The sequence below is a fragment of the Aquabacterium sp. genome, assembly GCF_029946005.1.
In the GTDB taxonomy this organism is placed as follows: Bacteria; Pseudomonadota; Gammaproteobacteria; order Burkholderiales; family Burkholderiaceae_C; genus Aquabacterium.
Genome location: NZ_JAQSDR010000002.1, coordinates 41,618 through 53,430, shown reverse-complemented (window position 1 = coordinate 53,430; position 11,813 = coordinate 41,618). Strand labels below are relative to the sequence as shown.

Annotated in this window: 8 protein-coding genes and 2 pseudogenes; 5 read left to right on the top strand and 5 right to left on the bottom strand. The window is 65.4% G+C overall.

Going from position 1 to position 11,813, the window contains the following annotated elements:
- Positions 1-22: 22 nt before the first annotated feature.
- The gene (locus tag PSV38_RS00620) at positions 23-400 is read right to left on the bottom strand and encodes a hypothetical protein (RefSeq protein WP_300543645.1); all 378 of its coding nucleotides are present in this window, start codon (positions 398-400) and stop codon (positions 23-25) included.
- 173 nt (positions 401-573) lie between these two features.
- Between PSV38_RS00620 and metE the strand changes: the two genes are divergently transcribed.
- The gene (gene metE, locus PSV38_RS00615) at positions 574-2,904 is read left to right on the top strand and encodes a 5-methyltetrahydropteroyltriglutamate--homocysteine S-methyltransferase (protein ID WP_300543643.1); all 2,331 of its coding nucleotides are present in this window, start codon (positions 574-576) and stop codon (positions 2,902-2,904) included.
- Here metE and PSV38_RS00610 read toward each other — a convergent pair.
- Positions 2,883-3,539, bottom strand: coding sequence for a TetR/AcrR family transcriptional regulator (locus tag PSV38_RS00610; protein WP_300543641.1), 657 nt, complete (start codon positions 3,537-3,539; stop codon positions 2,883-2,885). The two genes, metE and PSV38_RS00610, sit on opposite strands and share 22 nt — an antisense overlap.
- 114 nt (positions 3,540-3,653) lie before the next feature.
- On the opposite strand from PSV38_RS00610, the gene PSV38_RS00605 reads away from it, so the two are divergent.
- From PSV38_RS00605 to PSV38_RS00595, 3 genes are read left to right on the top strand one after another with little or no spacing between them, the layout of a single operon-like run.
- Positions 3,654-4,751 (top strand): HlyD family secretion protein, encoded by a 1,098-nt coding sequence (locus PSV38_RS00605; RefSeq protein ID WP_300543639.1) that lies wholly within the window; start codon positions 3,654-3,656, stop codon positions 4,749-4,751.
- A 12-nt stretch (positions 4,752-4,763) separates the two neighbouring features.
- Positions 4,764-6,368: a DHA2 family efflux MFS transporter permease subunit gene (locus PSV38_RS00600; RefSeq protein ID WP_300543637.1), complete on the top strand. Its 1,605-nt coding sequence runs from the start codon at positions 4,764-4,766 to the stop codon at positions 6,366-6,368.
- Between the two features lie 31 nt (positions 6,369-6,399).
- Positions 6,400-7,881, top strand: a complete 1,482-nt coding sequence (locus PSV38_RS00595) for an efflux transporter outer membrane subunit (protein WP_300543635.1) — start codon at positions 6,400-6,402, stop codon at positions 7,879-7,881.
- 6 nt (positions 7,882-7,887) lie between these two features.
- Here PSV38_RS00595 and PSV38_RS00590 read toward each other — a convergent pair whose 3' ends face one another.
- The 3 genes and pseudogenes from PSV38_RS00590 to PSV38_RS00580 all read right to left on the bottom strand — a co-directional run.
- Positions 7,888-8,544 (bottom strand): LON peptidase substrate-binding domain-containing protein, encoded by a 657-nt coding sequence (locus tag PSV38_RS00590; protein WP_300543633.1) that lies wholly within the window; start codon positions 8,542-8,544, stop codon positions 7,888-7,890.
- Positions 8,545-9,274: 730 nt separating this feature from the next.
- Positions 9,275-9,793, bottom strand: a pseudogene (locus tag PSV38_RS00585) (hypothetical protein); the annotation flags it as partial.
- A gap of 27 nt (positions 9,794-9,820) precedes the next feature.
- Positions 9,821-10,537: pseudogene (locus PSV38_RS00580) on the bottom strand (helix-turn-helix domain-containing protein); the annotation flags it as partial.
- A 46-nt stretch (positions 10,538-10,583) separates the two neighbouring features.
- Between PSV38_RS00580 and PSV38_RS00575 the strand changes: the two are divergent.
- Positions 10,584-11,813, top strand: coding sequence for a lytic murein transglycosylase (locus tag PSV38_RS00575; protein ID WP_300543631.1), 1,230 nt, complete (start codon positions 10,584-10,586; stop codon positions 11,811-11,813).

The following is an 11,813-nucleotide window of genomic DNA, read 5'->3' as shown; positions in this document are numbered from 1 at the left end:
TCACTGAGTGGGGTTAACTCACTCAGTTGCGGTCAGCGCGTGGTGGGCGCTCGGGGTTGATCTGGCGTGCACGGGTAGACGTTTCATTGCCAGCGCTGGTGGCTGGCATGGTGTTCAAACCGTCATTCGCGGTGGTGCCGGTATTTTGTTCCAGGTTGGTGCTGGTGCTGTTATTGGTGCTGTTGGGGCCAGTGGTGTTGTTCATGGGCGCCACGCGGTTGTCGGTGGTGCTGTTCATGCCCGAGCCCGCAGGCGTGCTCACCGTGCCGTTGGTGGTGGCGCTGGGGTTGACCGCAGAGCCTTGCCCGGTACCGGACGATTGCGCGTAAGCCAGGCCAAAAGCGCCGGTCAAAGCGGCGGTCACGGCGGCGATGGTCAGTCCTTTGTTCAATTTGCTCATGATGTTTCCTCAAGTGGTTGATGGGACCCTTTTGGAGTGGCAAATCGCGTACCCGGCCAGCAACGATTGAGACATGAATGAAATTCAACTGATTGTGAAAACATGTCGCTTGATTCAGATCCTGCATTTGCTCAAACTGCGGCGCATCCCAACTCATTCCTCAGAGAGCTTCCATGGCCCGCACCCACATCCTTGGTTTTCCCCGCGTTGGCGCCCACCGCGAACTCAAGTTCGCGCAAGAGTCTTTCTGGCGGGGTGAGTCTGACGAGGCCCGTTTGCGCCAAGTGGGCGTGCAACTGCGCCAACGTCATTGGCAGGTGCAGAAAGACGCGGGCTTGAACACCGTGGCCGTGGGCGACTTCGCCTGGTACGACCAGATGCTGTCGACTTCCGCCTTGCTGGGCGCGTTGCCCCGGCGCTTTGGCTTCGACGCTAAGCAACTCAGCCTGGCGCAGTACTTCGAGATGGCGCGTGGCAACCCGGCGCAACCCGCGATGGAGATGACCAAGTGGTTTGACACCAACTACCACTACCTGGTCCCCGAGCTGGATGCACAGACCACCTTTGAAGGTGGCGTGGATTGGTTGTTCCAAGACATCGATGAAGCCCTGGCCCAAGGCCTGTCCGTCAAGCCGGTGCTGATTGGCCCACTCACCTATTTGTGGCTGTCGAAGTCGCACGTGGCGGGCTTTGACCGCTTGAGCCTGCTGCCCAAGATCGTGGCCGCCTACCAGCGCATCCTGACGCGCCTGGCCGACCGTGGCATCGGCTGGGTGCAGATCGACGAGCCCGCCTTGTGCCTGGACCTGGACGCCCATTGGCGCGCCGCCTATGCCCCGGCTTATGCCGACCTGGCAGGGACGGGCGTCAAGATCTTGTTGGCCACTTACTTCGACACGGCCGCGGACCACGCGGTGCTGGCCGCCCAGCTGCCGGTGCAGGGGTTTCACATCGACCTGGTGCGGGCGCCGCAGCAGCTCGATGCCTGGCGCCAGGTGCTGCCCCCGGACGCGGTGCTGTCCGTCGGTGTGGTCGATGGCCGCAACATCTGGCGCACAGATTTGCGCCGAGTGCTGACCCTGTTGCAGCCGCTGCAAGCCGAACTGGGCGACCGCCTTTGGGTGGCGCCTTCATGCTCCTTGCTGCACACGCCGGTGGCCCTGGCCAGCGAGCAGAAGCTGGATGCCGAGGTCAAGTCCTGGCTGGCCTTTGCCACCGAGAAGCTGGGCGAATTGAAGGTGCTGGGCCAAGCCTTGAACCAGGGCGAGGCGGCTGTGGCTGCCGAGTTGGCCGCCTCCGATGCGGCGCAAGCTTCGCGGCGCCAGTCCAAGCGCGTCGTCAATGCCGTGGTGCAAAAGCGCCTGGCGGCGGTGACCACCAGCATGGCCCACCGCGCCAGCCCCTTTGCCCAACGCATTGAAAAGCAACGCCTGGCTTTGCAGCTGCCGCCACTGCCCACCACCACCATCGGGTCCTTTCCGCAAACGGCGGCCATCCGCCAGACGCGAGCCGCGCACAAGCGTGGCGAGTTGAGTGCGCTGGACTACCTGCAACGCATCCGCAGCGAGATCGAGCTGGCCGTGCGCAAGCAGGAAGAACTGGGCCTGGACGTGCTGGTGCACGGTGAGGCTGAGCGCAACGACATGGTCGAGTACTTCGGCGAGCAACTGTGGGGCTACGCCTTCACCGAGAACGGCTGGGTGCAAAGCTATGGCTCACGTTGCGTCAAGCCGCCCATCATCTACGGCGATGTTTTCCGCCCCGAGCCGATGACGGTCGAGACCACGCGCTACGCTCAGTCGCTGACTGACCGCCTGATGAAAGGCATGCTCACCGGCCCCGTGACGATGCTGCAATGGTCCTTCGTGCGCGACGACCAGCCCCGCGAGACCACCGCGTTGCAACTGGCCCTGGCCATCCGTGATGAGGTGTCTGATCTGGAGAAGGCGGGCATCAAGGTGATCCAGATCGACGAGCCCGCCATCCGGGAAGGCCTGCCCTTGCGCCAGCGCGACTGGGCCGCCTACCTGGAATGGGCCGTGCGCGCCTTCAAGATCTCGGCCGCCAGCGTGAAGGATGAAACCCAGATCCATACCCACATGTGCTACGCCGAGTTCAACGACATCCTGCCTTCGATCGCGGCCATGGACGCCGATGTGATCACCATCGAGACCTCGCGCTCGGCCATGGAGTTGCTGGATGGCTTTGGGGCCTTTGACTACCCCAACGACATCGGGCCGGGCGTGTACGACATCCACTCGCCGCGCGTGCCCGGCGTGGACGCGATGCTCAAGCTGCTGGAGCGCGCCTGCGAGGTGATCCCGCCGCAACGCCTGTGGGTCAACCCGGATTGCGGTTTGAAGACCCGTGGCTGGACCGAGACCGAGGCGGCCTTGTCCAACATGGTCAAGGCGGCCAAGGCCCTGCGCCTGAAGGTGGGTGAGCAGGGCGACGAGGCCTGGCTGCGCGTAACAGCGTCAAGTCAGCGCAGCACGCTGCGGTAGAACAGCGCCATGCGCTTGCGCCGGGCCTCGGCGCATTGCTCGGGCGTGCCTTCTTGCTGACCGCGCAGCACGCGTGAGAGTTGGTCGCCCAGCACGCAGTTGATCAGGTGCACGGGCAACTGGTCTTCGGGCAGGTCATCGCGCAACTGGGCGCGCACATCGGGGCGTTGCAGAAAGCGCGCGATGGCATCGCGCGTGACGTTCGGCCCCATGGCAAAAAACGTCTCGACCAGTTCGGGGTTGGCTCGCGCTTCGGCGGCCAGCATGCGCTGCAGCGCCGTGGCCTCGGGTGAGGTCAACAAGCTGTAGAGCCGGGCCGCGAAATCATCAAGTACCTCGCGGATGGCGCGCTGGTCCTTGTCCAGGTCCATGTCGGCGAAAAACTGCGCGCGCTTGTCTTGCAGCAAGGCGCTCAGCAAGCCGTCCTTGCCGCCGAACTTGATGTAGATGGTGCGCACGGCCACGCGCGCTTCGCGGGCGATCATCTCCAGGCTCACCTTGCCGTAACCCTTGTCGAGGAACAGGCGGCCCGCCGTGCGCTTGAGGTCGGCCAGCCGGGCTTCGACTTCAGCGGCGCGCGGTCGGCCAGCGCCTTTGCTGGGTACTTTCTTGGCGGCAACGATCGCTTTGGACATGAACCGCACTTTACCCAACTATTTAATGAAATGAAAGCGTTTCATTTCTTGACACTCGCCGGTCGGAGGCAAATAATGCGCTGAATCCATTTCATTCTTAGAAGCGTTCGAGCCATGCAAACTCAGGCCAAGACCGAACCCGTCAATCCCGTTGACAAGCCGCCCTCCAAAGGCCGGGTGTTTGGCGTGCTCGGGGTGTTGATCCTGGCGGGCCTGGGCTTTGGCGGGCGCATGTATTGGCGCAGCCAGAACTTCGTCGAGACCGAGAACGCCTACGTGGCGGGCCACGTGCATCCCATCTCGGCGCGCATCTCTGGCGTGGTCACCAAGGTGCTGGTCGAGGACAACCAGATCGTGAAAGAGGGGCAGGTGATCGCCGAGCTCGATCCGGCTGACCAAGGCGTGAAGCTGGAGCAGATCCAGGCGCAGATTGCCTCGGTCGAGCAGCAGGTTCTGCAGGCCGATGCCCAGACCGCCCAGACGCGCGCTTCGGCCAGCGCCGCGCAGGCGCAAGTGGCGCAGGCGCAAGCCCAGTCGCTGCGTGCCCAGCAGGATGCCGAGCGCTATGGCCAGCTCTACAACACGCAGATGAAGGCCGTGGCCAAGTCCGAGCTGGACGCCGCCAACGCCGCCCGCACTGGCGCCCTGGCCGATGTGGCCGCCCGCAAGGACGCAGCCTTGGCGGCCCAGGCGCAGGTGGGCGCGGCCCAGGCGGCGCGCGAGGTGCTCAAGGCCCAGATCAAGGTGCTGCAGGCGCAGGCCAAGGATGCCCAGCTGCAAGTGAGCTACAACCGCATCGTGGCGCCGGTCGGTGGGCGCCTGGGCAAGCGCAACGTTGAAGTGGGCGCGCGCGTGCAGCCGGGCCAGCAACTGGCTGCCATCGTGGAAGACAAGGTCTGGGTCACCGCCAACTTCAAGGAAACACAGTTGGCGGGCCTCAAGCCCGGCCAGGAGGTGGACGTTGTGATTGACGCGCTGCCGGGCGAACACCTGAAGGCCAGGCTGGACAGCTTCTCGCCCGCCTCGGGCAACCAGTTCGCGCTGCTGCCGGCCGACAACGCGACGGGCAATTTCACCAAGATCGTGCAGCGCGTGCCGGTCAAGGTGACCTTTGCCGAGGCAGATTTGCTGCGCCTGGCTGGTCGCCTGGTGCCGGGCATGTCGGCCCTGGCCGAAGTGGACTTGCGTCAGTCGCCTTCCGAGCAGCGCTGAGCGCGGCGCAGCATGTCGAGCGCGGCCTCCCCTCCTGCCCCTTTCGTGCCCGCCCTGGCCGACCCGAACCAGCGCATTGAACTGCGCACCTGGTTCGCTGTCGCGGCCGGTCTGCTGGGCGCCTTCATGGCGGTGCTGGACATCCAGATCACCAACTCCTCGCTGAAGGACATCCTCGGTTCCTTGTCGGCCACGCAGGAGGAAGGTTCCTGGATTTCGACCGCCTACCTGTGCGCCGAAATCGTCGTCATCCCCTTGACCGGGCTGATGGCGCGCGTGCTGGGCCTGCGCACTTACATGGTCAGCACCACGGCCCTGTTCCTGGTCTGTTCCACCTTGTGCGGCGCGGCGTGGAACCTGCCCAGCATGATCGTGTTCCGCATGATGCAGGGCTTCACGGGCGGTGCGCTCATCCCCATGGCCTTGACCCTGGTGATGACCAAGCTGCCGCCGTCCAAGCGCGCGGTGGGCATGGCCATGTTTGGCCTGACTGCCACGATGGCGCCCACGCTGGGCCCGACCTTGGGGGGCTACCTGTCCGAGCTCTACGGCTGGCCTTCGATCTTCTACATCAACTGGGTGCCGGGCGTGCTGCTGATCTTGGGCATCTTGTGGGGCTTGGACAAGGAAGGCCGCAACTGGTCGCTATTGGCCACGGCCGACTGGGTGGGCATCGCCTTCATGGCCGTGGGCCTGGGCAGCCTGACCATCTTCCTGGAAGAGGGCAATTCGAAGGATTGGTTTGACTCCGACTTCATCCGCCTCTTTGCCACCCTCGCCGCCGTGGGCCTGGTCGGCTGGGTGGCCACCAGCTTGTTGCGCGACGAGCCTTTCGTGAACCTGCGCCTTTACCTGCGCCGAAACTTCTTCGTGTCGGCCTTGCTGGCCGCGGTCACGGGCATGGCCTTGTACGGCTCGTCTTTCTTGCTGCCGTTGTACCTGGGCCAGATCGCGGGCTACACGCCCATGCAGATTGGCGAAGTGATCATGTGGGCGGGCTTGCCGCAACTGTTCATCATGCCCGTGGCGGCCATCATGTCTTCGCGCGTGGACAACCGGGTGATGTGCACCATCGGCCTGGGCCTGTTCGGCACGTCTTGCCTGATGAATGGTTTCATGGACGCCTCGGTGGGCTATGACCAGTTGTTGGCCTCGCAAGTGGTGCGCGCGCTGGGCCAGCCTTTCATCATGCTCACGCTGTCGAACTTTGCCATGTCGGGCATCTCGCCCAAGGACATGCCATCAGCCTCCAGCTTGTTCAACATGACGCGCAACCTGGGCGGCTCCATCGGCATCGCCATGTTGGCCACCATGTTGACCAACCGCCAGCACTTCCACTCGGCGGTGCTCGGTGAATCGGTGTCGCTGATGTCGGCGGCCACCCAATCGCGCCTGGACCAGTTGACGCAAGGCTTCATCGCCAGCGGCATTGATCCATCCCGGGCGGCCGACCAGGCCATCTTGGTGATTGACCGCATCGTGCGCCGAGAGTCTTACGTGATGGCCTACAACGATGGCTTCCTGGTGATGGCGGGGGTGCTGTTCGCCTGCATTGCCGTGCTGTGGTTCGCCGACAAGGTGAAGTCGCCTTCGGGGGGCGGCGCCGGTGCCCATTGAGTTGATGCCGTTGAAAATCGCTGGAGAAAACATGTCGTTCATCAATCCCTTGAGCCGCAGTGCGGTCGCTGCGGCCACCTTGTCTGCAGTGGCCCTGCTGAGTGCCTGCACCACGGTGGGCCCTGACTTTGCCGCACCGAGGTTCGAGCCGGTGCCCAGCTACCGCCATGCTGCCAGCCAGGGCCCCGATGCCGCGCAGATGCCACTCGACAGCTGGACCTTGTTTGGCGACGCCACCTTGAATGCCCTGGAGCAGCGTGCCTTGCGCGACAACCCCAATGTGCAGGCGGCGGGCCAGCGCATGCTGGAAGCCCAGGCCCTGTTGGGCGTGGCGAATGCCGATGACGGCGTGAAGCTGGACGTCAGCACCTCCACCGCGTATTCGCGTTCGTCCGAGAACACCTCGCAAGCCATCATGCTGGGCCGCCACTCGGTGAAGGGCAGCCACTTCAGCCTGGGGGCTTCGTTGTCTTACGAGTTGGACCTGTGGGGCCGCGTGCGCCGCGCGGTCGAGTCGGCCGATGCCCAGGCCTTGGCCGCCCGCTACGACCGCGATGGTGTGCTGCTGATGCTGACCCACCAGGTGGCCGTGGGCTATTTCCAGTTGCGCGGCGCGGATGCCGAAATCGCCATCCTGGGCAGCGCGCTGGACACCCGGCGCGAAACTGAGCAACTGGTGAGCGCCCGCTTTGACACCGGCCTGTCGAACGAGCTGGATCTTTCGCGCGCTCGCATCGAGCGGGCCAACGCGGAAGCCGATCTGCATGAAGCACGGCGCCAGCGCCAGACGCTGGAGCACGGGCTGGCGGTGCTGGTGGGCGCCTCGCCCAGCGAGCCGCTGATCGCCAGCTTGGGCAGCGCGGCCAGGGACGCCTTGCCCGTGCCGCCTGCGATCCCCGTGGGTTTGCCTGCCAGCCTGCTGGCCCAGCGGCCGGACCTGTCGTCCAGCGTGGCGGGGCTGCGCTCCCTCAATGCCCAAGTGGGCGTGGCCGAAAGCGCCTTCTACCCTTCGGTGATCTTGACGGGCAATCATGGCTTCGCCTCCGAGAAGCTGCGCGAGCTGACCAACAGCGGATCGCAACAGTTCAGCGTGGGCCCGCTGGCGCTGTCCTTGCCCATTTTCGATGGTGGCCACCACCAGGCCAATCTGGCCGCGTCGCAGGCCCGGTATGCCCAAGCTTTGGCTTCGCACCGGGGCAAGTTGTTGACGGCCTTGCGCGAGGTGGAAGATGCCCTGTCCGATCTGCAGCAGCGCCAGTTGCAGGCCGATGCGCAGGCTCAGGCCCAGCAGGCCGCCGGGCGTGCTCATGAAGTGGCGCGTGCCCGCTACGAGCGCGGGGTGTCCAACTACCTGGACGTGACCGACGCGCAGCGCAGCAGCCTGGCCGCTGACCGCGCGGCCGCGCAGATTCGCACGCAACGCTTGCTGGCCGCGGTGAACTTGGCGCGTGCCCTGGGTGGCGGTTGGTCGCCCGAGGCGTCGCTGACGATCGCCAAGGCTGTGCAGCCCTGACAAGCTTCACTGCTGGTTAAGGCGCTCCAAGCGGTCCAGCCACTCGGCGACCAGTTCCAGGCGCCACAGCGGGTTGTCCAAGCTCATCAGACGCTGTCGTTCTGCCGCAGGCAGGGGCAGGCATTCGGCCCAGCGGTTGGACAGCCAGCCAGCGTCTTGCCAGCGAGGGTCGCCGGTTGACGCGGGTGTGGGTAGCGCACCTTCCTGCTCTGCCAAGGCGGTGAGGGCGTCTTGCAGGCGCTGGCTCAGTGACGCCAGTTCAGTGGGCACGGCGGCGGGTGTGTCGTTGGGCAGCAGTTGGGCGTGGCCAGTCCACAGGCCATGGGGCAGGCGGTGGCTGTGTTGCAGTTGGAAGCGTTGAGTGCCGCGCGCCTGGATCAGCATCAGGCCGGGTTGAGGGCGCTCAATGCGCTCCAGGGTGGCCAGGGTCCCGATGGGCGCCAGGGTTTCGGCGTGGACGCCCTGGCCTTCGGACTCGCCCGGGCGTGGCGCACGCCGCACTTCGTGGCCGCTTTGCAGGCAAACCACGCCGAAGGGCTCGCCGCTTTGCTCGCAGCGTTTCATGAGGTCCAGGTAACGGACTTCGAAGATCTGCAAGGGCAGCAGGCCCCCGGGGAAGAGGACGGTGTGCAGGGGAAAGAGGGGGAGGGCGGTGAGGTCCATGGGGTGCTCGGCGGAACTGCATGGTGCATGATGCATGCGCGCCTAACTGATTGGCCAAGCGGACGAAAAAACCACGTCAAGCATGGGTTTGATGGCGCTTTCTCTAAGAGGCATAATCGCCCAAAACTCATTAGGGAGTCAGCTTGCATCCAACAACTGCCCCATGAAATTTCGCACCATCACGCTTCCCACCGGTCTCGCCTTGGAGGTTCCTCAGGGCATCCAGCGCATTGATTCCCAGTCAACCCATGGTTGGCAAGTTCGGTTTCAGGGCACCAAGCTGTTCTCAGATGGGCCGAGCGCTGACCCCCAAAAGTCGCTGGCCAATGCGATGGCCGAACTGATCGCACGCGCGGCGGCCGTGCCGCCCCCTGTTGCCACCCAAAGGGCACCCAGCTCGAGCAAGACCTCTGATTTGCCTTCTGGCATTTCAGGCCCGATTGTTCGGGCTCGCCCAGGTCGGCCGATGGTCGCTGGGCTTTCCGTTCTGCTGCCGCGCTTGGGCCGTCCTTCGCAGATCAAAAACATCTACATCGGCAGCCAGAACACTTACACGGAATCCAAGTACCGTGCGGCTTTGGCCAAGGGCATTGAGTTGCGCCGATTGGCGGTGGCGCAGTATGAGCAAGACGCCCAGCAGGCCCACATAAAAGCCATTCAAGCCTTGAAAAGGCAACTCAGCGCGCTCAGAAAATCGAGCCTGTGATCGCGAGCCGCTGATGGCCGTCGTCCTTTTGGGCCGTTGCACAGCGCGGACCTTGCCGCTCATGCCCCCGCCGCAATAAAAAAGCTCGGCCCCATCCGACTCCAGCCCGCTGACCCCGGTGCCACTGGGCATGGCCAAGCGCTCCAGCACGGCACCGCTTTGCGGATGGATGCGGCGCAGCACCCGGCCGGTCTGCGGATCGACCTGGTGAATTTTGCGGTCTCGGTACTGCCCCACCCAAAGGCTGCCTTCGGCCCACGTCAAGCCCGAATCGCTGCCACTGCCGGGGGCGGGGATCGACGCCACCACCTGGCCGGTGGCTGGGTCGATCTTGTCGATGCGGGTCTCGGCGATCTGATACAGGTGGGTGCCATCGAAGGCCGTGCCGGCATCGCAGGCGACGTTCAGTGTGCGGCTGGCTTCGCCGCTTTGGGGGTCGAAGGCGAGCAGTTGGGCGCCCGTGGCCGCCCAAACGCGCTGGCCGTCGTGGGTGACACCGTGGATGCGATCAGCGTCGCCGAAAGGTCCGTACTCGCGCACGATTTCGGCTTGGTGGGCTGCTGGCTGGGTGCGGTCAGCATCGCTGGGCCAGGCGTCGGCGAGCGCTCGGGCCAGGGTGAACAACACGGGCCGACGCACCAGCGCTAACCAGGCATCGCCCGCGCGCAGGCCGTGGCGGCAGGCATCCAGCACCAAGGCGCCTGAGTCCATCAGTGCCGCGACCTCGTCCAGACGCAAGGCTTGCTCGCCTTGTGGCGAGAGTCGCCGAGCGGCCGTGTGTTCGAGCGAAGACCGCAGCTCGGCCACTTCGGCCAGCAAGGCCGGGACGCCCGCGTGCAGGGCCGCCTCGTGCGCACGGGTGAGTGCTGCCTGGGCCTGGTCCAGGGTGGCGGCGGCTTCGTCAAGTTGGCCCAGCAGCAGGAGCCGACGCACGGCGATCAGGCGGGCTTGCTGGGCATTGGCATGGTCGGCGCGTGCGTCCAGCGTGGCCGTTGCCGCGGCCAGCGCGCGCAGCGAACTGACGTGGCCACTCAGGTCGCGCATCGCGAGGGCCACTTCTGCTTCGGCCACCACGCAACGTGCACGCGCCAGTTCTTCCTTGGCGCCAAATCCACGGGCGGCGAGGCGCAGCAACTCCCGGGCGCGGGGGTGTTCCCCCAGTTGGGCCATGGCGATGCCGCGCAGTGCCAGCGCGGGTGGGTCATCGCGCAGGGCGACACGCTTGAGTGCACCGAGCGCATCGCCCGCTGCGAGGGCGCGCGCAGCGGCGGTGATCAGGGAGTCCATGGGGTCATCATGGGTTCAGTAGACTGGGTGGGCTTCTGGAGTCCTCATGCCTTTGCCTTCCCTTCACCTCAGGTCAGCCCTGCTGGCGCTGGCCGTCCTGTCAGGCTGTGCCTCGGGCCCCGCGACGCAGGCTCCCACCGACGTGCCCATTGAGCAGCGCTTCGCGCAATGGGTGGCGAACTACCGTGAAACCGCCCGCGCTGCAGGCATCGACGAGGCCACCTTGCACAGCGCCTTGGATGGCGTGCAACTTCGGCATCGGGCCGTCGAGGCGGATCGCGCCCAGCCTGAGTTCACGCGCACTGTCTGGGATTACCTGGACGCCGTCATCACGCCGCAGCGCGTGGCCACGGGTCAGCAAAAGCAGCTGGACTTGCGCCTGGAGGCTGAGGCGGCCACGGCGCGCCATGGTGTGCCCGGCCCCATCTTGATGGCGGTGTGGGGCATCGAAAGCAACTACGGGGGCAACTACGGCGATGTGCCCGTCATCGATGCCTTGGCCACACTGGGCTTCGAGGGGCGGCGCGAAACCTGGGCGCGCGGCGAGCTTCTGTCGGCTTTGAAGATCCTTCAGCAGGGTGACATTGACCGGGCCCGCATGATTGGCTCGTGGGCGGGTGCCATGGGCCAGACACAGTTCATGCCGTCGTCTTACCTGGCCTATGCGGTGGATGCCGATGGCGACGGGCGCCGAGACATCTGGGGCAGCATGGCCGACGTGCTGGCCTCCACCGCCAACTACCTGGCGAAGTCGGGTTGGCGGGCTGATGAGGGCTGGGGCCTGGAGGTTCAACTGCCCGCGGGTTTCGATCCGGCTCGCGCCGACCCAGCCGTGCTGCAGTCATCAGCGCAATGGGCGGCCGAAGGGGTGCGCTCCATGGGCGATGCGCCGTGGCCGTCGCTGGCGGATGCGGCCATCTTGATGCCCGCCGGGGCACGTGGGCCCGCCTTCATGGTGGGCCGCAACTACCGCACCATCTTGCGCTACAACAACTCGGCCAGTTACGCGCTCACCGTGTGCCTGCTGGCGCAGCGCATTGGCGGTGGGCCTGGCGTTCAGGCCCCCTGGCCCCTGGATTTGCGTGCGCTGACCCGTGGCGAAATGCTGGCCCTGCAAGCGGCCCTGAATCGCCGCGGCTTTGACAGCGGCCCACCCGATGGGCAAATGGGGCCCGCCACACGCAAGGCCTTGCGGGCGTTTCAAAGCAGTGTGGGTTGGCCAGCGGATGGCCATCCCACGGCCGAGTTGCTGCAGCGTTTGCAGCAGGACCAGTAG